Source organism: Williamsia phyllosphaerae (genome assembly GCF_014635305.1).
GTDB lineage: Bacteria > Actinomycetota > Actinomycetes > Mycobacteriales > Mycobacteriaceae > Williamsia_A > Williamsia_A phyllosphaerae.
The window spans coordinates 281806-303663 of the sequence record NZ_BMCS01000002.1; the positions used below are offsets into that span (position 1 = coordinate 281806).

The window sequence follows — 21858 nt, forward strand, 5'->3', positions numbered from 1 at the left end:
CGAGGAGTCACGTCATGCCCGAAGCCGTCATCGTCTCCACCGCTCGATCCCCCATCGGACGCGCGGTCAAGGGATCGCTCAAGGACCTCCGACCCGACGATCTCGCCGCGCAGATGGTCCAGGTCGCTCTCGACAAGGTCCCCGAGCTCGATCGTGCGGACGTCGAGGACATCCACCTCGGCATCGGCCAGCCCGGCGGTGGCGGTGGCTTCAACATCGCGCGCGTCGTCGCGGTGCAGCTCGGCCTCGACCACGTGCCCGGCGTGACGGTCAACCGGTACTGCTCCTCCTCGCTGCAGACCACTCGCATGGCGCTGCACGCCATCCGGGCGGGCGAGGGTGATGTCTTCATCTCCGCGGGCGTGGAGAGCGTGTCGAGCTACGGCACCCTGGGCAACTCCGACGGGTGGCCCAACAGCAAGAACCCGATCTACGCCGACGCGCAGGCCCGCACCGAGAAGAACTCGCAGGGTGGCGCCCCGGTCTGGACCGATCCGCGTGCGGAGGGGCTGATCCCCGACGTCTACATCCCGATGGGTCAGACCGCGGAGAACGTCGCGAGCTTCATGGGCATCTCGCGTGAGGACCAGGACCGCTGGGGCGTGCAGAGCCAGAACCGCGCCGAGGCCGCCATCAACTCGGGCTTCTTCGAGCGCGAGATCGATCCGGTCACGCTGCCCGACGGCACCGTCGTGTCCACCGACGACGGCCCCCGCGCGGGCACCACCTACGAGAAGGTGTCGCAGCTCAAGCCGGTGTTCCGTCCGGACGGCACGATCACCGCGGGCAACGCCTGCCCGCTCAACGACGGCGCCGCCGCGCTGGTCATCATGAGCGACACCAAGGCCAAGGAACTCGGCCTCACGCCGCTCGCGCGCATCGTCGCCACCGCGGCCACCGGGTTGTCGCCGGAGATCATGGGGCTCGGTCCGATCGAGGCGATCCGCAAGGTGCTGCGCCTGTCGGGCAAGACCATCTCCGACATCGACCTCGTCGAGATCAACGAGGCGTTCGCGGTGCAGGTGCTGGGTTCGGCCGCCGAGTTGGGCATCGACCACGACAAGCTCAACGTCTCCGGCGGCGCGATCGCGCTGGGTCACCCCTTTGGCATGACCGGCGCCCGCATCACCACCACGCTGATCAACAACCTGCGCACCCACGACAAGACCTTCGGCATCGAGTCGATGTGTGTCGGTGGCGGACAGGGTATGGCGATGGTGCTCGAGCGCCTCAGCTGAGTCGCGTCAACTCGTCCGACGAGCCCTGCACCGAGATCGTGGGTGCGGGGCTCGTCCCGTCGGGGAGCGTCTCGGCAGTAAACGTCTCGGCGGCGTTCGTGTGCTCGGGGTGGACCGACGACTTCGGCGCCCGAACGAACGCGACGATCACGATCAACACCAGACCGAGGACGCCGGCCACGGTGAACACGGTCCGGACACCGTCGGTGATCGCCTGTGCGTCGGCCTCGCCCGAGGCCCGGCCGTCGGCCGCGACCACGGTCATCACGGTGATGAACAGCGCCGTACCGGCGGCACCGGCCACCTGCTGGAACGTCCCGAGCGCGGCCGATGCGTGCGAGTAACGCGCCGGCGCAACCGATCCCAGCGCTGATGTCATGAGCGGGGTGAAGGTCGCCGCCAGCCCGAGGCACAGGGTCATGTTGGCGCCGGTCAGCAGCCAGGCCGACGTCGTCGTGTCGACGGTGGTGAGCAACCACACCCCGGCGGTGATCAACAACGCACCGGGCATGACAAGGACTCGTGGTCCGCGCCGATCGTAGATGCGTCCGACCACCGGTCCCGCGATGCTCATCAGCAGACCACCGGGCAGGGTCAGCAGACCCGTCGCCAGCGGGCTGAACCCGAGGACGGCCTGGGCGAAATACGGCACCACGATGAACGTGCCCATCATGGTGGACATCGCGACGACCATGGCCGCGATCGCCAGCGAGAACTGGAACGACGCGAACACGCGGAGATCGAGCAGCGCGCGGTCGGTCCGTTGCAGCAGTAGCTGCCGGGAAACGAAGGCGCACAGTCCGATCACGCCGACCGTGAACGGGATCCACACGGGTACCGCCGATCCGTGATCGGCGGCCTCACCGATCCCGACCAGTCCATAGACCAGACCGCCGAACCCGAGGACCGCCATCGGCACCGAAACGACGTCGATCGGGACGCTCACCGTCGGCGACACCGACCGCACGCAGACCGCGCCGACGACGAGAGCGGCCCCGGCGATGGGGATCATCACGCCGAAGATCCACCGCCACCCCAGGTGGTCGAGAACCAACCCCGACAGCGTGGGGCCCAGCGCAGGCGCCACCGCGATGACCACGGAGATGTTGCCCATCATCACGCCCCGGCGGTTCTCCGGCACGAGCGTCATGACCGTGGTCATCAGCAGCGGCAACATGATCGCCGTGCCCACCGCCTGGATGACCCGAGCGACGAGCAGCACCTCGAAACCGGGTGCGACGAATGCGAGGACTGTGCCCGCGGTGAACGACGACATCGCCGTGACGAACAACGGTCGGGTGCCGATCCGCTGGATCAGGAAACCGGTCAGCGGGATCACGACGGCCATCGTCAGCATGAACACGGTCGTGAGCCACTGACCGACGCTGGGTGGGACGCCGAGTTCGGACTGGAGCACCGGGATCGCGACGCTCATCACCGTCTCGTTGAGGATCACGACGAAGGTCGCGACCAGCAGCAGACCGATCACGAGCACGTGCTCACGCGCCAGCCGGTCGGTCGCGTCGGTGCGCGTGGTGGTCATGGGTCCCCTCGTCGTCGGTTGGGAGAAGTGTCGCCGGGTGAGACTCGTGCGCGCAAGGAAAATAATCGCCCGCCGCACGACAGCGGCCCCACACCCGGAGGTGTGGGGCCGCTGAGGTCTACTGCGTGGTGCCCGGCGACTAGTCGGAGTTGAAGTAGCTCAGCAGTCGCAGGATCTCGACGTAGAGCCAGACCAGGGTCACGGTGAGGCCGAGGGCGATGCCCCAGGCGGCCTTGGCCGGCGCGCCCGCGCGGATGAGACGGTCCGCCGAGTCGAAGTCGATCAGGAAGCAGAACGCGGCCAGACCGATGCAGACGAGCGAGAAGATGATCGCGATCGGACCACCGCTGCGCAGGCCCAGACCCTCACCGCCGTTGAAGAACCCGACGACCAGGTTGGCCAGGATGAGCACGATGACGCCCACGAGACCGGCGAACAGCATGCGGGTGAAGCGCGGGGTGACTCGGATGGCGCCCGTCTTGTAGACGATCAGCATGCCGCCGAACACACCGAACGTGCCCAGTACGGCCTGTCCGATGAGCATCCCGGCACTCACACCGACGACGACGTAGTTCGCGAAGACGAACGAGATCGCTCCGACGAAGAGCCCCTCGAGCGCCGCGTACGACAGCACGATCGCCGGGTTGTCCTGCTTGCGACCGAAGGTCGCGATCATCACGAGGACGAATCCACCGAGGCCGCCGACGAGCAGCAGCGGCATCGCCAGGCCCTCGTTCTGGTGGATCAGGAAGTAGGAGATGAGGGCGGTGACGATCAGGACGCCGAGTGTCGACGCGGTCTTGGTGACGACGTCGTCGATGGTCATCGACCGCGCGCCGACCGGTTGTCCCGGGCGGGCGTACGGGTCGGTCTGCTGCGGCTGGCCCAGCTGCTGGCCCATCACGGCGCCCTGGCCGGCCCCGGCCATCCCGCTCCCGAACCCGGCGTAACCACCATTCTTCTGGTTGTCGCGGAGAACACCCCGCATGACCGGATTGCTACTTTCTCGCACCGTCTGGTCCCTTCACTAAGTTCGATCGGCTCGATCAATTCGTCCACACTGCCCATGGCCGTCAATGGCTTCCGGTGTCACCGTGAGCGACTGTCACGTCAACGATCGACACGGTGTCCGAGTTCCGAGACCGACTTTACCTACTCTTGACCATTGCCGCAGCGACCGCCGGGCCCTCGGTCAGTCGCACGCCGCGGTAGCGGTGCGCGACCGTGGCCCCCGCGGCGAGCAGGGGTTCGGTGCTGCGCAGGGTGCGGGCCATGACGAATGCGCCCTCGAGGGCGCAGATCACCGAGATGGCCACCTCGCGGGCGACGTCGGCCTCGACGCCCCGACGTGCGCAGAACTCCGCCGCCCCGCTCACCCAGGACTCGAAGATCTCCGCCGCGGCGACTCGCAGCGATTCATCGGAATCGGCCACCTCGCCCGCCACGGTGGAGACCGGACACATGTTGGCGAAGCCGATCGACTCCATGGTGGTCGCGGCGGCGTCGAAGGCGTGGGCAATGGCGTCGCCGAGGTCGTCGTACCCCTCCATCAGGGTCGGGACCAACTGCGCGTAGGCCGCTCCGGAGTCGACCAGTGCGGCACGGGCGATCTGCGACTTGCCGCCCGGGAAGTGGTGATAGATGGAGCCGATCGGCGCCCCGGATCCGGCGACGATCTGTTTGATGCTCACCGCGGCGTACCCCTGACGGCGCATCAGTTCCGCGGTCGCGGTCACGATCGACTCCCGCGTGGATCTCGACATCGCCACCGCCCTCCTCTGGTAATCACTGGAATGATAGTTCTAGAATGATCGCTCTAGGGAGATTCGTCGAGAGGGAGCCACATGGAACTCGCGAACAGGGAGCGCCGGTCGGTGGAGTTGAGCGCAGGGCTCCTCGAGTACGCCGAGGCGGGCGATCCACACGGTCCGCCGGTCGTCCTGCTGCACGGTCTGTTCATGAACGACGCGCAGTGGGATCTGGTTCTCCCCCGGTTGCCGGAGTCGTGCCGGTACGTGATGCCCGTGCTGCCGTTGGGCGGTCACCGGGTACCGATGTCCCCCGATGCCGACCTGACGCTCGCAGCAATGGTCGACCTGCTGGCCGAATTCCTCGACACGCTCGAACTGTCGGACGTGACCTTGGTGGTCACCGACTGGGGCGGACCGCTGTTCCTTCCCGCACGCGGACGCGATGACCGGATCGGGCGGATGATCGTCCTGCCGTGCGAGGCGTACGACAACTTCCCACCGGGGCTGGCCGGGAAGATGGTCGCGCTGGCCGTGCACACGCCGGGCGGCATGCGGTTCGCCGCCTGGCAGCTGCGCATCCCGTTCCTCCGACGCATGCGACCACTCATGGGCGACATGGCGATACGCGACATCCCACAGGACATCGTCGAACGGTGGACGGACGGCGCACTGGCGTCGGCGGGCGTGCGCTCCGACGTCCGGCGGTACGCGTCGACCCGCTTCGACAAGCAGGCGTTGATCGCCGACACCGGGAGGCTGTCCGGATTCGACCGGCCGGTACTGATCATCTGGGCACCGCAGAACCGGATGATGCCGCCCGAGCACGGTCCTGCGCTGGCCGAACTGCTACCGAACGCCCGGCTCGTCGAGATCGAGGACTCCTACGTCCTGACGATGCTCGACCGGCCGGACCGCACCGCCGAGGTGATGTCGGAGTTCCTCCGCGCCGAACTGTCGCTGCCCGCCTGAAAGAGCCGACCGGTCGTCGTCACCGCAGGCGGGTGGACGCACGACCGGGTACGGCAGGAGCTGGATCGATCACGGGATTGATGGCGGCATCCGAATCGTCGCCGTCGGATTCGGTCAGCCCGAAGCGATCGTGGAACCTGCGGAGCGGACCGGGCGCCCACCAGTTGGCCCGACCGGCCAGCCGCATGAACGCCGGCACCAGCAGCACCCGCACCAGCGTGGCGTCGACGAGCACGGCGAGCATCAGCCCGAGTCCGAACATGCGCATGAACGACACCTGCGAGGCAATGATGCCCGCGAACACGATCGCCATCAGCACCGCTGCGGCGGTGACCACCCGACCGGTCCGCGCGAGTCCCATGGCGACCGCCTGCTCGTTGTCGGCGCGGGTCGACTGCCCCGTGCGCAACCACTCCTCACGGATCCGCGAGAGCAGGAAGACCTCGTAGTCCATCGACAGCCCGAAGGCGATACAGAACATCAGCACCGGCATGGTCGCGGCCAGTGAGCCGGTCACCGTGGTGCCCAACCCACCCAGGTGCCCGTCCTGGAAGATCCACACCATCGCACCGAACGTCGCGCTCAACGAGAACGCGTTGAGCACCAGTGCCTTCAGAGGCAGCAGGACACTCCCGCTGAGCAGGAACAGCAGGATGAAGGTCGTGACGGCGATCAACCCGAGCACCAGTGGGAGTCGGTCGATGATCGCGTCGACGTTGTCGCGGTTCTGCTGCGCCAGCCCGGTGAACAGGACCTGCGTCCCGCCCGGCGTCGGCACCGCACGCAACGCGTCGAGCTGGTCGGAACCCGCGCGCGACAACGGATCCAGGGACGTCGCGACGGTCACGAACTGTGCTCGGTCGATGCTGGCGCCCGGGTCGCCGCGGGCGAACTCCTGTCCGTCGACGAACGCCGCCTGCGCGGTGGTCACGCCGTTGACGTCGGCGATCCGCGACATCGTGTCGGCGTAGGCGGCCACCGCGGAATTCGCTGCCGCGTCGCCACCGACGTCAGGGAGCACGGCGGTGATGGACACACTGGCGTTCTGCGGGAAGTCCTCTCGCAGCTGCGAACCGATCTGGTACGACGACGCCGAGGTGGGCAGGACCCGCTCGTCGGGGAACCCCACCTTCATCCCGAGGAACGGCGCACCGAGCAGCAGGAGGAAGGCGATGATCGACACCCCGACCACCAGGTGGTGTCGGAACACGAATTTCGTCGACCGGTAGAACGCGGAGTCCTCCGGGTCGATGGCCGCCGGCGGCGGCTTGCGCAGCAGTCGACGGATCGGTCGGCGGACGTCGAGCGCGTCGACACGGTCACCGAGCGCGAACAGGATCGCCGGGGTCACGATGAGTGCGGCGGCGGCCGCCACGATGATCACCCCGATGCCCGCGTAGGCGAACGACCGAAGAAAATACATCGGGAAGATCGCCATGGCGCACAACGACAAGCCGACCGTGGCCGCCGAGAACAGCACCGTCCGTCCCGCGGTGCTGACCGTGCGGACCAACGCGTCCGCGCGACTGCGCCCCGCCGCCTGTTCCTCGCGATAACGGCTGATGATCAGCAGGGTGTAGTCGATGGCCAGGGCCAGTCCGAGCGCGGTGGCCAGGTTCAGGGCGAAGACCGACACGTCGGTGAACAGCGTCATCATCCGCAGGATCGCGGCGGCGCCGATGATGGCGATCAGGCCGATGACCACGGGGATCGCGGCCGCGACGAGCCCGCCGAAGACCCAGATCAGCAGGCAGAAGCTGATGGGGATCGCGATGGCCTCGGCGATGGCCAGGTCGCGCGACGTCTGGTCGTTGATCTGCTGGTAGACCAGGGCCTCGCCGCCGACGGTCACGGTGATCCCGGAGCGGACCCCGGCGAACTCGTCGTCGATGGCCTGCGCGTGCAGCGCCCCGTCGCGTTCGCCGCCCGACACCGTGAACACGATCAGTCCGGTCGTCTGATCGGCGCTCTGCAGCGCGGGCGCGAGATCGGAGTTGCGCCACAGCGACAGCACCGGTTGCTGGACGAACGTCTCGGTCTCGAGAGTGTCGGTGATCTGTTTCGCGACCCCGAGAGCCGTCGGGTCCTGGGAGATGTCGCCGGTCGTCGGCAGGCGGAGCGCGATGACGACCTGTAGACCGCCGCGGTTGAACGTGTCGCCGAGTTGCGCACCGGCGCGAGCGGATTCCGATGTCGGATCGCTGTAGCCACCGGCCGAGAGGGCTGAGCCGACGCCGAACCCCAGCGCACCGCAGACGATCACGATCGCCAGCGTGACGAGCAGGACACGGCGCGGGGCGGCGATGACACCCTTGGTCAGACGGGAGAGCATCGTGGTGCTCCTTCGGCGCCGACACGGGTGGACGGCGTCAAGTTAACACTGCGTCCTCAGAAGGTCCGCCGGGCGATGTCGTACCCGCGGTCGAAGGCCCGCATCCGGTCCACCTCGACGTCGTAGTAGAGCCGTCGGACGACCATGTCACGCAGCTCCGGCGACAACCGCCGAGCAAGCCGCAGCGGACGTGGGACGAGGTCGGCGGGGAGTTCGTCGATGAGTCGATCACCACATGTGCCGTGCAGACTCCCCAACCGGATGAAGTCGGCCCGGAATTCTTTGTAGTGCCTGGTGTCGCGGTAGTTCACACCCCACACCTCTGCGAGCGCCGCAGGTGTGTCCTCGGCGAGGTGGGCTCGGGATCCCGCCCGGATCCCGCCGAGGACTCCTCCGAACGCGCGACGCGGCGAGGTCTCCTCACACCGGGCCCACGCCGAACGCCAGACCGGCGAGATCGGGCCACCGGTGCGGTAGGCGTGCAGGTTCGAGACGTACCGACGGTGCTGATTCGACATCAGGTGCAGCAGCCAATCGGGGTTCTCGATGACGCGTGCGTCGACGAGCGCCAACGCCTCCTCGTTCGCGAGGACATGACTGCGGGCCAACCAGTACTTGGGGTCACCGGTGCGCGCGAACTCGTCGGCGATCAGTCGTTGGTGGCCGAGTTGGCGGTCGACCTCGGGGCGCAACACCGACGCCGGCGAGCGACGCGGTCGTCTCGGGTGCGGCCGACGGGCGGTCACCGCAGCGGGCGGCGGCATGAGTTTGGACTGTTCGGAGAGCCCGGCGAGGGACTTCTCCATCTCGCGTCGCAGCGTCGGCGTGGCGATCTTGCCCAGTTTCGTCGTGAACGACACGTCGACGGTCCATCGGACGGCGCATCCCGCGGGGGTCGTCTCGATGTCGATGCGGCCGTGGTGATCTCGGAGCAGCGGAGCACCCTTGTAGACCATGTAGTCGAGCCGGTGTGGTTCGTCGGCCACCGTCACCACCTCGTGCACCCGGGTGCGCAGGGGGGCGGAGATCTCCACCTCGCGCAGCGCACCGGCACGGTCGCACCGATCGTCCTCGCCGACGTCCTCGACGTGAAAGGGCGACGCGGACCAGATGGTCTTCAGATCGGGATCGGTCAGCAAGCCCCAGGCCTGCTCGGCGCTACAGGCGAGTTGTGTCGCCACATCGATACGCGTCACGTCGCCTCACCGCGCGCAGAGGTCGGTCGCGTGTACGAGAGGCACAAAAGACATGGTGTCTATTTCGGGGTCGGGAGTCAAGGGTCGGAGGGCGGTTGCGCTCCCTGGAAGCCGGACCAGAGCAGACTGGTCAGGTGGTCGACGAGTTCGTCGCGATCCATGGTGCGCTCGCGGACCCACCATCCCACAGTGACCGAGATCGCGCCGATCAGAGCGCGTGCCCACGGCCCGGCCGCGCGGACGTCGCTTCCCAGCGTCGCGAACCCCTGTTCCAGCAAAGTCTCGAGGTACCCGGTGATCGCCGAGTGACCCACCCCTCGATGCATCTGCGGCATCAGCACCGGCGCCAGCGAGGACTCGTTCTCCACCCACTCGACCAGGACCTCGACGGCCGCACGCGTCGCCGCCTGCAGGTCCGGCGCGCCGGTGACCGCGGCCCCGAGATGATCGGTGATCCGAGCCGTGTGTCGCCGTGTCAGCGACGCGATGAGGTCGTTCTTGTCATCGAAGACCGCGTAGACGGCCGACCGCGTCAGCCCGGCGAGGTCGGCGACCTGACCCAGACTGAACTCGTTGCCGCTGGCGCCGATCGCCAATTCCGCGGCGTCCAGTAGCGTCTCGCGACGCGCGAGGAGGTCGACGCCGGGTCCCGGCGGGCGGCCGCGGATGCGACGGACATCGTCGGGCCGACTCACCGCGTCCGATGTCACGCCCGACAGTCTCTCACCTCGTCGGTGGGTCGATGCGCGACCGTGAGATTCTGGACGCCGGCCGCATCAGACGTCGCGAGCCGAGCGCCCCCATAGCCCAATTGGCAGAGGCAGCGGACTTAAAATCCGCCAAGTGTCGGTTCGAGTCCGACTGGGGGCACGAGACTTGCTCCGAAACTCCAAACACCGGTCGGAGCAGTCAGACAGACCTGGCGAGAATCAGGTGACCGTTCGGTCGTCGGTGTCCTCGCGCTGGTTCTGCTGCTGCTGCTGGTGGGCCGGGTAGGCACTGCGGTAGCGAGCCCGACGAAGTCGGTTCGACCGACGCTGGACGTCGGGATCCTGCCGAACCTGCGAATTGACGCGCGTACCGACCACGGTCACACCGAACAGAACGACGGCGACGACCAGGGCGATGACACCCAGGACCGTGCGTCCGGTCAGCAGACCGACCACGCCGAGGGCGACGAGAACCACCCCGACCGCGCCGGCGAGCGATCCCACCTTGCTCAGCACCGCCGCCTTGCGTGCTTGGACGATCCGGTCATGCGTGTCGTCGTGAGTCATACGTCCTCCTCAGGATCTCCACGAAGTGAACCAAATGTTCAATAATGGAACACTAGACCAGTAGAAACACATTCCATCCAGAGGCCGAGATCACATGAGACCGGATGCACATAAACGGTAGTGACCCGGATTACTGGACAGGAAGTTCAAGATCTCCGGCCGCTCGGCGTACCGTTGCCATCAGACGCAGCGTGACTTCCGCGCTTCGCAGCCGTCGCCTCACCAGGCGTCGACGACCAGTGCGGAGCCCGTCGCACGGCCGCCGGTTCACACCCGAGCCCGGCCCGGTCCCAGACCACACGCCCCCTCCACCCGTCGGGTGGTGGCGGTTCACGTCTCAGTTCAGGAGTCCCATGACCACCGAGCCCAACCCGTACAAGCCCGACGCCGACCTCGAGGCCGGCGGAGAACTCGCCCCGGGCGCGACGCCGCCCGACAGCGGATCCACCTCGATGGGTTCGGACGGCCGTCAGACCGTGCCGAAGCGGTTCTCCCCCACCATCATCACGGTGATGATCATCGTGGGCATCATCATCGTTCTCGCTGTCGCCGGTGGCATCGCGGTCATCTTCGACGCCTTCCAACTGTTCACCTAGGCCGAACGCTCAGGCCTCGAAACCGTGGATGACCGCGGCCATGTCGTCGTGGCTGTGGCCGGCGTCCGCCGCGGCCGCGAAGCGCGACCGGATCGCCCGCATCACCGTCGAGTCCATCCCCGCCCCGTCCATGGCGTCGGCGATCAGACCGCTGTCCTTGGCCGCCCCGTCCAGTGCGAAGGACGGGTCCAAGGAGCCGGTGATCATCGCGTCACCCTTGAGCTGTGCGTACCCGCAGTCGAGCGGTCCGCCGGCGATGGAGTCGAGGAACTGCCGAGGATCGATGTCCAGTCGCTGCGCCATCCCCACCGCCTGGGCGGTCGCGGTCGTGATCGACAGCACCCATGAGTTGGCGACCAGCTTGAGTCGGTGACCGTCTCCAGCCTGCTCGCCGACCCACACCGTCGAGGCTCCGATCGCGTCGAACAGCGGTGCCACCTGATCACGGACATCCTGCGGACCGCCCGCGAGCACGGTGAGAGCACCGTTCTCGGCGGGTGCTCGCGTGCCGAGGACCGGCGCGTCGACGAACGTGACGTCGTGCTCCGCAGCGAGCGCGGCGAGACGTTCCACGCCGGCGATGCCGACGGTGCTGGTCTGTACCCACGGCACGCCGTCCGCGATTGCGCCGATGGCCTCGGACATGACCGCTTCGACCGAATCGACGTCGAACAACATCGTCACGACGATGTCAGCGTCGCGAACCGCGTCGGCGGGATCATCGGCCACCCGCGCCCCGGCCTCACCGAGATCGGCGGTCTTGTCCGCGGACCGGTTCCAGACGGTCACATCGAGTCCGGCGCGCAGCATGCTTCGCGCCATTCCCGCACCCATCAGACCGGTCCCCAGCAGAGCCACTCGCAACGCCATCACATCTCCCATTCGTCGACACCGACTACCGTTGTACCCGTCCGCACCTCGGCACGGCGAAAGCGCGAAGCACATGGCGAAGACGATTGTGATCACCGGAGCGAGTGACGGCATCGGCGCCTCGGCGGCGAAACGGTTGGCCCACAACGGTGACGAGGTCATCGTCGTCGGACGCTCAGCGGAGAAGACCAAGGCCGTGGCCGGATCGATCGGCGCGCACTTCCACGTCGCCGACTTCGCAGATCTGTCCGAGGTACGCGGGTTGGCGGAGACGCTGAAGACAGCGCACCCACAGATCGATGTCCTCGCGAACAACGCCGGCGGCATGTTCGGACAGCCGGCGCGGACGGTCGACGGGTTCGAGAAGACGCTCCAGGTGAACCACCTCGCGCCGTTCCTGCTCACCAACCTTCTCCTCGACACCCTCATCGCCAGTCGCGCAGCGGTCCTCAACACCTCCAGCATCGGCGCCCGACTCTTCGGCGACATCGACATCGACGACCTCAACAACGAGAAGAACCCGTCCCCCCACAAGTCCTACGGTGACAGCAAGCTCGAGAACATCCTCTTCACCAAGGAGCTGCACCGACGGTTCTCCGACCGCGGCCTGACGTCGGCGGCGTTCCACCCGGGCAACGTCGCGACGAATTTCGCGTCCGACACGACCAGCCCCATGCGCTTTCTCTACGCGACGCCGTTGCGCCGACTGGCGATGATCGGCCCGGACAAGGGCGCTCGGACGCTTGTGTGGCTGGCGCAGGGTACTGCCGGAGACGACTGGCAGTCCGGTGAGTTCTACATCAAACACAAGGTGCGCAAGACCAACAAGCAGGCCTACGACGTGGATCTGGCCCGGCGGCTCTGGGACGTCAGCGCGGAGATGGTCGGCGTGCCCGCCTGAGCACCGCCGTGGTCACCGTGTGACACCTGCACCACTCGATCCATGACAGGTGTCACTGTCGCTCGGCCCGCATCGCGACCACAGTCGACGACATGAGATTTCTGCGCAACCCCGTTGTCGGACTGTTCTTCCTGGCCCCGTTGATCGCCGAGTTCTTCCTCGGTGACTTCCCGGTGTACATGCTGCCGCTGATCCTGCCGCTGTCCCTCTGGTACGGCGCCGGCGCAGTGCTGATCCGCGAGGTGACCCGCAGGCTCGGTCGCGGCCGGCCGACGATCCTGTTGCTCGGCCTCGCGTTCGGTGTCGCGGAGGAAGGACTGCTGACGATGTCGTTGTTCAACCCGAACTACGCCGATCAACGCCTGCTGGACCCCGGTCACATCGCGGCACTGGGTATCGGCGTGCCCTGGACCATTTTCGTCCTGACCCTCCATGTGCTCTGGAGCGTCGCCGCGCCCATTGCCTTGATCGAGAGCGCACAGCCGCAGCGGCGGACCACACCGTGGCTGAGCAACCGCGCGATGGCGGGTGTGGGAGTGCTTCTCGTCGCCGGCGCAGCAGTGACCTTTGCCTCCAACCACAGGCTGTACGGGCACTTCGTCGCATCTCCGACGCAACTCGCCACGACGGCGGTGATCGTGATCGCGCTCGTCATCCTGGCCGTGACCCTGACCCGACGCTCGTCGGCTATGACACCGGACCGGAATGTACCGGCCCCGTGGATCGTCGGCGCCGCCACCATGATCTGCGCGGGGGCGTTCCAGGTCACCGGCCACACCGACAACGCGTGGATCGCGGTTCCCGGGATGGTCGTCTCGCTCGTCACACTGGCCGCGGCGATCTCCTGGTGGTCGCGGTCGACCGGTTGGACTGAGACGCATCGGTTCGCCGTCGCCGCCGGTCTCGTGCTGACCTATACCTGGCGCGCCTTCTTCGCGGGCTACGGACACAGCACGGCCGAACTGATCACCGCCGTGGCGAGTTACGTGCTGTACGCCTTCGCCTCGGTGGTCATCCTGGCGGTGATCGCACGGCGGATCACGATTGCTGCTCCAGCGCGATCCGCGACACCGTCGCAAGCATGTCCCGCCGTATGAGGCCACTGCCCCACCGGATCACCGCCCAGTAGGCCGCGAACCGCCACCGGGATCCCGCGTCGGTTGAACACCCGCGGGTCTCGGTGGACAGTTCGGTTCCGCCGTCGACCTCACGGAGCCGGAAGTCGGTGAGCACCTTCGTCCACCCGTGGGTGTCAAAGGATGCGAACTCGGCGAGCGAGTCGATCACCGGTCGAGGGGTGCGCGGTCGCCCTGGCGCCATGATGGCGGCCCCGACCGCGTACCACGGCTGGTCGGTCTCGAGAATCCGGATGGGGCCGTCGCTGAACAGGTTTCGTGTCTTCGTCCATTCCTTCGATCGGGGGTGGCGGATGGCCATCAGCGCACGGGTGATGCGCAGCTGACCAGCGTCGAGCGCGATCAGGGCAGCCCACACGTCATCGGCCGGCGCGGGAATCCGCCGGCGGTGATGTTCGCGGAAATCCGCCTCGGAGATGAGGTCCTGCAGGGTCGTCATCGTCATGCCTCCATCGCGGCCAACACGGATCGAACCGTTCTACGGGTGAAGTCTTCCGTGGTGCGGTCGTCGATGAGATGGACCCACGCGAAGACCATGCCGAGCACGTGGGCGTGCACATCGTCCGGGTCGACCCCGTCGCGCAACTCACCGCGCCGTGCCGCCCGCGTCACGATCGTCGTCACGACAGCGCGTTCGGGCACGATCACCGACGTCCGGAACCGTTCGGCGATCTGGGGATTCGCGCGGAGATCGGCGAGGAGAGCAGGGAGACACCCACGCACCGCGGGCGCCGCGATGAGTTCGACGATGCGCTCGACCAGCGCGGTCACCTCGCCTCGCAGATCCCCGCGATCCGCCGGTGCGGCGATCTCGGACCCGTGAATGGCCGATGCGAAGACCATCTCGGCCTTCGACGGCCACCGGCGATAGATCGCCGTCTTCGCGACCCCCGCGTCTCGAGCCACGCCGTCGACGGTCATCGCCGCGTATCCGTGGTGCGCCAGCGCGGCCATCACGGCGTCGCGCACCGCGGAGTCGATGGTCGTCGACCTGGGTCGTCCACGAGCTGGCGCCATGAGACGAACCGTATACGCTACCGACAGTAGCGTAAAGGGCGCATCGACTACGACATCGTCGCCTTCTGCTCTCCGTCTGCGTCGGCGTCGGAAACCAGTGGCCGCCACAGTGCCCAGATCACGAACACGGCGGCGACCGCCACCATGATCAGACCCACCCAGGTGTTGGCGTCGGTTCCCGCGGCCATGTCGACCCGGTTCGCGTCGCGGGGTTGGTGTTCACGGGTGCCGAAGGCGTCGGGCATCAACCCGGCGAGAACCAGCAGGATGCCGTAGATCCCGATGAGGGCGGCGATGATGTTCCGGATGTCGAACAGCCGGGCCAGGATTCGCGTCTTACGCGAGGCGCCGGGCGTGGTGTCGGGGGTGATCATGAGGACTCCTGATCTCGTGAGGCGTCAGTGGAAGACGAGGTTGAGAGCGAGGACGAGCACCAGGCCCACGCCGGCCAGCGGCACCGGCCGCTTGAACCACGGGTTGTTCGCGTCCTCGGGATCGGTGAAGTGCGACTTCGGTGTCTCTGAGTAGACGAGGCCGACCAGCGCGGCGACCGGCTTCGCAGTGGTCACCATGCTGACGGACACGCTGACCGCGATGTCGACGACGAACGCCGCCGACGCCGCCACGAACGGCATACCCTGCCCCGGCAGGTTGATCACCCCGACCTCAGACAGGATGAAAACGGTGACCGCGGAGAGGGTTCCGGCGACCAGCCCCATCCAGCCGGCCGTGGGTGTCATCTTCTTCCAGAACATGCCCAACAGGAACGTGGCGAACAGCGGTGCGTTGAAGAACCCGAACAGGGTCTGCAGATAGTCCATCAGGTTCGAGTAACCCGACGCGATCAACGCGGTGAAGATCGCCAGGATCGTCGCGCGGACCGTGGCGAGACGGCCGACGCCGATGTAGTAGTTGTCGGGCTTGTTCTTCACGATGTACTGCTGCCAGATGTCGTAACTGAACACGGTGTTGAACGCCGAGATGTTGGCCGCCATACCGGCCATGAACGACGCGATCAGTCCGGCCACGGCCACACCGAGCAGGCCGTTGGGCAGGATGTCGCGGATCATCAGCAACATCGCGTCGTTGTAGGTGACGCCACCGGCGTTGGGCCCGTTCTTCAGCGAGATCATGTCGCCGACGACCGCCGCGCAGATCATGCCGGGCACCACCACGACGAACGGGATGAACATCTTCGGGATGGCGCCGATGATGGGGGCGCGTCGCGAGGCCGACATCGACTTCGACGCCATGGCGCGCTGCACCTCGACGAAGTTGGTGGTCCAGTAGCCGAAGGACAGCACGAAGCCGAGTCCGAACACGATGCCGATCACCGACCAGACCGGACTGTCGAAGCCACTCAGCGCATTTCCCGGCCACGACGACATCTGATCGCCCACCGTGGCTGTCACCTTGCCGTCGGTGGTGGTGGCGACGATCTTCTCCTTCATCCCGTTCCAGCCACCGACCTTGATCAGGCCGATCACGGTCAGCGGCACCAACGCCGCGAGGATGACGAAGAACTGCAACACCTCGTTGTAGATCGCGGCGGACAGGCCACCGAGCGCGGTGTAGGTGAGCACGATCGCCGCCGCTGCGATGAGCGAGACCCATTGGCTCCAGCCCAGGATCACGTTGACGACGGTGGCCAGGAGGTAGAGGTTGACGCCGGCGATGAGCACCTGGGCCACTGCGAAGCTGATCGCGTTGACCAGGTGCGCGCCGGTACCGAAACGCCGACGCATGAACTCGGGGACGCTGCGCACCTTGGAGCCGTAGTAGAACGGCATCATCACGACGCCGAGGAACAGCATCGCGGGGATGGCGCCGATCCAGTAGTAGTGCATCGTCGCCAGGCCGATCTGCGCACCGTTGGCGGACATGCCCATGATCTCGACCGCACCGAGATTGGCCGAGACGAAAGCGATTCCGGTGACCCAGGCCGGGAGCCGTCGGCCGGACAGGAAGAAGTCGAGGCTCGACGAGATCTGACTGCGTGCGAGATATCCGATCCCCAGCACGAACACGAAGTAGAGCGCGATGAACACGTAGTCCAGAGCTCCGGCATCGAGGCGGAGCACATTGCCCGACGCGAGGTTCATTCGACAACTCCTTTGTTGGCGGTGAGCTGGGTCACTAGCTCAGACAACCTCACACATTTTCGAACAATTAGCAACACCGCCGATGTTTGATACTGTTCGACAACCGACCACCCGATTCAGGAGGTGTTGATGCTCGCCGTCGAGCGCCGCCGCCGGATCCTCGATGCCCTCCAACGGGACGGCACGGTTCGGGTCGCCTCTCTCGCAGCCGAACTCGGGGTGTCGGAGATGACCGTTCGGCGCGACCTGGACACCCTCGACGACCGGGAGGCCCTGCACAAGGTGCACGGCGGCGCGGTGTCACGGCACAACCGCGGCGAAGAACCGTGGTCGGCGATCAAGGCGACCCAGCAGCGGACCGAGAAGGTCGCGATCGCGCACACCGCGCTCGAACTGGTCGAGAACGGCATGACCGTGGCGATAAGCGCGGGTACCACCACCCTCGAGTTGGCTCGTCTCCTCACCGAACGCACCTCGATCACCGTTGTCACGAACTCGATCTCGATCTTCCAGGAGCTCACCGATCCGCAGCGTCCACAGTCGTCGAGCACCCCTGAGGTGTTCCTCACCGGCGGCTCGCGGACACCGTCGGACGCGTTGGTCGGACCGATCGCCGACGCCGCACTGTCGACCTTTCGCGTCGACGTCAGCTTCCTGGGTGTGCACGGGGTGGATCCCGAGGCGGGACTCACCACCCCGAACATCGCCGAAGCCCAGACCAACCGCCGGCTCGTCGACATCGGTCGCAGCCTGGTCGTACTCGCCGACCACACGAAGTACCTGGAGGTGGGCGCGAACGTCATCGCTCCGCTGAGTCGCGTGGACACCCTGGTCACCGACGTCGCGTTGACCGAGCCTGCGCGCACCGAGCTGTCCGGCCACATCTGCGACCTGCGCGTCGCACCCGTCGACCACGATCGGACGCGTCCGTGAGGGAGACCGACGGACCGGAACCGGTGCGCGCCTCGCTGGCCGACGGACGCGAGATCTTGTTCTTCGCGCTGCCGGGACACCAGCCCGATCCCCGACCCGACATCCGTCCCCTCCCCGATCGCGCACAGCTCGCGTCGGAGGTCCGCTTCGATCGGGCCACCGGCGACTGGGTGGCGGTGGCCGCACTCCGACAGGACCGCACCTACAAGCCGCCGGCGGACCAGTGCCCCCTCTGTCCGTCGGCCACCGGCGCGGTCAGCGAGGTACCCGCGGCCGATTACGACGTCGTCGTGTTCGAGAACCGGTTCCCGAGTCTGTCCGGCGCGCGGCCGGACTCGGATTTCGTTCTGCCGCAGCCCCTCGACGGGCAGCCGGTCGCAGCCGACGGGTACGGCCGATGCGAGGTCATCTCGTTCTCCAGCGACCACGACGCGTCGTTCGCGTCGCTGAACCACGCCCACGCACGTCTGGTGGTCGACGCGTGGCGCCACCGCACCCGATCACTGCTGGCCCTACCCGAGGTAGCCCAGGTGTTCTGCTTCGAGAACCGCGGCGAGGACATCGGCGTGACCCTCACCCATCCGCACGGTCAGATCTACGCGTACCCCTACCTCACGCCTCGCACGCGCTCGATGCTCGATCGGGCCGACGCCCACCGCCGCGACCACGACACCAACCTCTTCGCCGACATACTGGCCTCCGAACGCTCGCAGATCAGCCGCATCGTGACCGGCGACGAGCTCACCACCGCGTTCGTGCCGTTCGCCGCGCGGTGGCCCGTAGAGGTCCACATCTATCCGAATCGGCAGGTAAACAACCTCACCGACCTCGACGACGACGAACTCGACTCGCTGACCGCGGTCTACCTCGATGTACTCACCCGGTTCGACTCGCTGTACCCCACACAGCTTCCGTACATCTCCGCGCTGCACCAGTACTCGTCGGATCCTGCACAGCAGGAGGGCTTTTTCCACATCGAGTTGATGTCCGTGCGGCGCAGTGCCACCAAGCTCAAATTCCTCGCCGGATCGGAGTCCGCCATGGACGCGTTCATCACCGACGTCACGCCGGAGAGCATCGCAGCACGGCTGCGCGACGTCGACCCCGCGAGCCGACGATGACCGCCACGGTGGTGTGTTCGGCACCGGGCCGGGTCAACCTCCTGGGCGAACACACCGACTACAACGGTGGTTTCGCCCTGCCGATCGCCCTTGAGCAACGCACCGAGGTCGAGTTCACCCCGGACGGGTCGACCGCGATCGACATCGACGCGCACGACCACGGCACGGCCACCGTGAGCACCTCACCCAGGCCGGGAGAGGTCACGGGGTGGTCGTCCTACGTCGCAGGCGTCGTGTGGGCGTTGCGGGAGAACGGGATCGCCGTGCCCGGCGGGCGGATGACGATCCGCAGTGACGTGCCGGTCGGGGCAGGTCTGTCGTCGTCGGCAGCCCTGGAATGCGCGGCCATCGGCGCCCTGGCGGCAGCCGCCGACATCACTCTCGACCGATTGGCTTGGGCGCGGGCGGCCCAGCGCGCGGAGAACGACTTCGTCGGTGCACCGACGGGACTGCTGGATCAGCTGGCGTCACTGCACGGCCGGGTCGACCACGCACTCCTGATCGACTTCGAGTCCCTCCACGTCACACCCGTTCCCTTTCAACTCGATCCGGCCGGGATGACGCTCGTGGTGCTGGACTCGTTGTCGTCACACGGGCACGCAGGGGGCGAATACGCACAGCGCAGGGCGTCGTGTGAACGTGCGGCCGCCGCGCTCGGAGTCGAGTCGCTGCGAGCCATCACCGACATCACTGATCTGAGCGCGATCAGCGATCCCACCGATCGTCGGCGCGCCCGACACGTCGTCACCGAGAATCAACGGGTGCTCGACGCGTGCGCGGCGCTACGCGTTCAAGACCATTCCCGCGTGGGCGCGGCGATGATCGGATCCCACTCGTCGATGCGCGACGACTTCGAGATCACCACGCCCGGGATCGATCTGATGGTGGAGTCGGCCGTGCGCGCGGGCGCCGTGGGCGCACGGATGACCGGCGGCGGTTTCGGGGGGTGCGTGATCGCACTCGTGAAGTCGGCTCGCGCGGCCGCCATGATCGACGCGGTCACCGCCGACGTCGTCGCGGCGGGGTTCCCGCGACCGCGAGCCTTTGTCGCGCGCGCGGGCGACGGCGCCATGGTGCGTTCCGCCCTGTAGACGTGCCGCGCTGACTACGGCGCTCTGCGGGCGATACGGCGCACCCGCGCATCGATCAGCAGGATGAGCGCAAAGCCGACGGGCACGGTGACCCACAGGCTGATCGCAAACGCGTCGTGCACGACCCACACGCCGAACAGGACTGCGAAGTTGGCCAGTTCGAGCAACCACACCTCCGGATCGAGCCACCATCTGCGGCGGTCGACATCCACTCGGTCGACCGGTCTCATGCCGTGGTCGATGGGGAGATCGTCATCGCGCATGGTTCCCCGATCGTGGGGCGGCTCGATCGGAGACCGCGAGAACGAATACATGTTCGCAACCATGGTCGCACGACCGCGGACACCGTCTGCGAAGTCGTCAGCCTGGAGTCACCCGGGCCAGGTCGTAGCGTGTCAGGACCTGCTCGGCGGCCTCGAGGATCGCATCGATGTGGGTGTCGTCGTGCAGCAGCGACAGGTACACATGGTTCGAGCCGGGCAGGCTCAACAGGATCCCCTCGCTGATCATCGCGAGGTAGAACGACTCGACGAGCGTCATGTCGAGGGACGCGTATGTCTCGAAGTCGGGTACCGCGTCGGTGACGAACAACTGCAGCATCGAGCCGATGTGGTTGACGTGCAGCGGGATCTGGTGGTCGGCGAAGACCCGTATGAGTCCGTCGGCAAGCCGGTTCGCGAGTCCCTCCACTGCTGCATAGGCACCACCGCGCACATCCATCGTGCGGTAGACCTGAAGCGCGGCGTCGGCGGCGGCCAAGGCGACGGTGCCGTCATTGGTGGTCCCGGATTGGAACACCTGCGCTCGACGGCCGGACGGGTCTGGCGCGGTCACCTCCAGGATCTCGGCGCGGCCGGCCACCGCGGACAGCTTCTCGCCTGCGCTGAGCGCCTTGGCGAACACGGCGAGATCCGGGACCACCGAATAGAACTCCTGCGCGCCGCCTCTGGCCAGACGGAATCCGGTGATCACCTCGTCGAAGATCAGCACCGTTCCGTGCCGACCGCAGAGATCGCGGATTGCGCTGAGATGGGCGTGGTCACTCCCCCACAGGCCACCGACGTGCATCGCCGGGTCGAGGATCACCGCGGCGACATCTCGTCGGGCGAGAGTCGACCCGAGGGAAGCGAGGTCTCGGAACGAGACCGTGCGTGTGTCGGCGACCGCAGCGTCCGACACCCCGGCTCCCATCGCCGCGCGGGTCGGCCCCACACCGACCAGGAACTGGTCGTCCTGACCGTGATAATGCCCGAAGAACTTCACCACCACCGGCCGCCCGGTGTACGCCCGGGCACATCGCACCGCGGTCATCGTGGCCTCGGAGCCGGAGTTCAAAAAGCGGACCGACTCAGCACACGGCACGGCGTCCATCACGCGTTCGGCGACGTCCGCCGCCAACGACGGGTTCACCAGGAGCAGTCCCCTGCGGAGGTGCCGAGCAATCGAGTCCATCACCTCGGGGTGATTGTGCCCCAACAAGAGTGGTCCGTTGCCCAGAAAACAGTCGAGGTATCGGTGCCCGTCTGCGTCGGTGACGTGAACGCCCTCGCCGGAGTCGAAGTAGAGCGGGTACGGATCGAAATGACGAAGGTTGCCGGTGGTACCACTGACCAGGCTCCGGCGGGCACGATGGAACAGAGCATGCGAGGCGGGGGTGCGGCGTTCGTAGTCGGCGACGATCTCTGCGACGACCTCTACGGCCTTCGTTCCCATGAGCTCGATTCAAGCGGCGATCGACGCAGCCGACGCCCTCGATCAGGCCTGCGACTCACACGATCGGCATGT

Annotated in this window: 22 protein-coding genes and 1 tRNA gene; 9 read left to right on the plus strand and 14 right to left on the minus strand. The window is 67.0% G+C overall.

Translation table 11 applies throughout. The annotated features are described in order from the left end of the window. Window positions 1-14 precede the first annotated feature (14 nt). A complete protein-coding gene (locus IEV93_RS15220) occupies window positions 15-1238 on the plus strand; it encodes an acetyl-CoA C-acetyltransferase (protein ID WP_188490834.1) in 1224 nt (407 codons plus the stop codon). Here the strand turns inward: IEV93_RS15220 and IEV93_RS15225 are convergent. From IEV93_RS15225 to IEV93_RS15235, 3 genes are all read right to left on the minus strand, one after another. After that, entirely contained in the window at window positions 1231-2781 is a 1551-nt protein-coding gene (locus IEV93_RS15225; RefSeq protein WP_188490835.1) for an MDR family MFS transporter, read from the minus strand. The genes IEV93_RS15220 and IEV93_RS15225 overlap by 8 nt on opposite strands. A gap of 139 nt (window positions 2782-2920) precedes the next feature. Continuing rightward, window positions 2921-3793, minus strand: coding sequence for a Bax inhibitor-1/YccA family protein (locus IEV93_RS15230; RefSeq protein WP_188490836.1), 873 nt, complete (start codon window positions 3791-3793; stop codon window positions 2921-2923). Between the two features lie 136 nt (window positions 3794-3929). Continuing rightward, complete coding sequence (locus IEV93_RS15235) at window positions 3930-4544, minus strand: TetR/AcrR family transcriptional regulator (protein WP_188490837.1); 615 nt, start codon at window positions 4542-4544, stop codon at window positions 3930-3932. Window positions 4545-4625: 81 nt separating this feature from the next. Here IEV93_RS15235 and IEV93_RS15240 point away from each other — a divergent pair, with 81 nt between their 5' ends. Further along, window positions 4626-5501 carry an alpha/beta fold hydrolase gene (locus IEV93_RS15240; RefSeq protein WP_188490838.1) on the plus strand — a complete coding sequence of 292 codons (876 nt, stop codon included), beginning with the start codon at window positions 4626-4628 and terminating at the stop codon, window positions 5499-5501. 19 nt (window positions 5502-5520) lie between these two features. On the opposite strand, the gene IEV93_RS15245 is transcribed toward IEV93_RS15240, so the two are convergent. The 3 genes from IEV93_RS15245 to IEV93_RS15255 form a co-directional block, all read right to left on the minus strand. Continuing rightward, window positions 5521-7833 (minus strand): MMPL family transporter, encoded by a 2313-nt coding sequence (locus IEV93_RS15245; protein ID WP_188490839.1) that lies wholly within the window; start codon window positions 7831-7833, stop codon window positions 5521-5523. A 56-nt stretch (window positions 7834-7889) separates the two neighbouring features. After that, complete coding sequence (locus tag IEV93_RS15250; RefSeq protein WP_188490840.1) at window positions 7890-9029, minus strand: DUF5995 family protein; 1140 nt, start codon at window positions 9027-9029, stop codon at window positions 7890-7892. Window positions 9030-9106: 77 nt separating this feature from the next. Further along, window positions 9107-9739 carry a TetR/AcrR family transcriptional regulator gene (locus tag IEV93_RS15255; protein ID WP_229705214.1) on the minus strand — a complete coding sequence of 211 codons (633 nt, stop codon included), beginning with the start codon at window positions 9737-9739 and terminating at the stop codon, window positions 9107-9109. 86 nt (window positions 9740-9825) lie between these two features. Here IEV93_RS15255 and IEV93_RS15260 point away from each other — a divergent pair. Next, window positions 9826-9899: transfer RNA gene (locus tag IEV93_RS15260), tRNA-Leu, on the plus strand. Window positions 9900-9958: 59 nt separating this feature from the next. Here the strand turns inward: IEV93_RS15260 and IEV93_RS15265 are convergent. After that, window positions 9959-10306, minus strand: a complete 348-nt coding sequence (locus IEV93_RS15265) for a hypothetical protein (RefSeq protein WP_188490841.1) — start codon at window positions 10304-10306, stop codon at window positions 9959-9961. A 353-nt stretch (window positions 10307-10659) separates the two neighbouring features. Between IEV93_RS15265 and IEV93_RS15270 the strand changes: the two genes are divergently transcribed. Then, the gene (locus tag IEV93_RS15270; RefSeq protein WP_188490842.1) at window positions 10660-10902 is read left to right on the plus strand and encodes a DUF6480 family protein; all 243 of its coding nucleotides are present in this window, start codon (window positions 10660-10662) and stop codon (window positions 10900-10902) included. A 9-nt stretch (window positions 10903-10911) separates the two neighbouring features. Here IEV93_RS15270 and IEV93_RS15275 read toward each other — a convergent pair whose 3' ends face one another. After that, window positions 10912-11772: an NAD(P)-dependent oxidoreductase gene (locus tag IEV93_RS15275; RefSeq protein ID WP_188490843.1), complete on the minus strand. Its 861-nt coding sequence runs from the start codon at window positions 11770-11772 to the stop codon at window positions 10912-10914. Between the two features lie 73 nt (window positions 11773-11845). Between IEV93_RS15275 and IEV93_RS15280 the strand changes: the two genes are divergently transcribed. Further along, entirely contained in the window at window positions 11846-12673 is an 828-nt protein-coding gene (locus IEV93_RS15280; protein WP_188490844.1) for an SDR family NAD(P)-dependent oxidoreductase, read from the plus strand. Window positions 12674-12765: 92 nt separating this feature from the next. Next, window positions 12766-13770, plus strand: coding sequence for an AF_0692 family protein (locus IEV93_RS15285; protein WP_188490845.1), 1005 nt, complete (start codon window positions 12766-12768; stop codon window positions 13768-13770). Here the strand turns inward: IEV93_RS15285 and IEV93_RS15290 are convergent. Genes IEV93_RS15290 through IEV93_RS15305 form a run of 4 tightly spaced genes read right to left on the minus strand, consistent with a single transcriptional unit; the run spans window position 13712 to window position 16928 of the window. After that, the gene (locus tag IEV93_RS15290) at window positions 13712-14254 is read right to left on the minus strand and encodes a hypothetical protein (protein ID WP_229705215.1); all 543 of its coding nucleotides are present in this window, start codon (window positions 14252-14254) and stop codon (window positions 13712-13714) included. The two genes, IEV93_RS15285 and IEV93_RS15290, sit on opposite strands and share 59 nt — an antisense overlap. Then, window positions 14251-14826 (minus strand): TetR/AcrR family transcriptional regulator, encoded by a 576-nt coding sequence (locus IEV93_RS15295; protein WP_188490846.1) that lies wholly within the window; start codon window positions 14824-14826, stop codon window positions 14251-14253. The genes IEV93_RS15290 and IEV93_RS15295 overlap by 4 nt, the downstream gene beginning before the upstream one ends. A gap of 47 nt (window positions 14827-14873) precedes the next feature. Further along, window positions 14874-15200, minus strand: coding sequence for a hypothetical protein (locus tag IEV93_RS15300; RefSeq protein WP_188490847.1), 327 nt, complete (start codon window positions 15198-15200; stop codon window positions 14874-14876). Window positions 15201-15224: 24 nt separating this feature from the next. After that, a complete protein-coding gene (locus IEV93_RS15305; protein WP_188490848.1) occupies window positions 15225-16928 on the minus strand; it encodes a sodium:solute symporter family protein in 1704 nt (567 codons plus the stop codon). 129 nt (window positions 16929-17057) lie between these two features. On the opposite strand from IEV93_RS15305, the gene IEV93_RS15310 reads away from it, so the two are divergent. Genes IEV93_RS15310 through galK form a run of 3 tightly spaced genes read left to right on the plus strand, consistent with a single transcriptional unit; the run spans window position 17058 to window position 20073 of the window. Continuing rightward, a complete protein-coding gene (locus IEV93_RS15310; protein ID WP_188490849.1) occupies window positions 17058-17861 on the plus strand; it encodes a DeoR/GlpR family DNA-binding transcription regulator in 804 nt (267 codons plus the stop codon). Beyond that, window positions 17858-18982: a galactose-1-phosphate uridylyltransferase gene (gene galT, locus IEV93_RS15315; RefSeq protein ID WP_188490850.1), complete on the plus strand. Its 1125-nt coding sequence runs from the start codon at window positions 17858-17860 to the stop codon at window positions 18980-18982. Before IEV93_RS15310 ends, galT begins: the two co-directional genes overlap by 4 nt. Further along, complete coding sequence (gene galK, locus IEV93_RS15320) at window positions 18979-20073, plus strand: galactokinase (protein ID WP_188490851.1); 1095 nt, start codon at window positions 18979-18981, stop codon at window positions 20071-20073. The genes galT and galK overlap by 4 nt, the downstream gene beginning before the upstream one ends. 14 nt (window positions 20074-20087) lie before the next feature. Here galK and IEV93_RS15325 read toward each other — a convergent pair whose 3' ends face one another. Next, window positions 20088-20336, minus strand: coding sequence for a hypothetical protein (locus tag IEV93_RS15325; RefSeq protein ID WP_188490852.1), 249 nt, complete (start codon window positions 20334-20336; stop codon window positions 20088-20090). A 97-nt stretch (window positions 20337-20433) separates the two neighbouring features. After that, window positions 20434-21786, minus strand: a complete 1353-nt coding sequence (locus IEV93_RS15330; protein ID WP_188490853.1) for an aspartate aminotransferase family protein — start codon at window positions 21784-21786, stop codon at window positions 20434-20436. Between the last annotated feature and the right edge of the window lie 72 nt (window positions 21787-21858).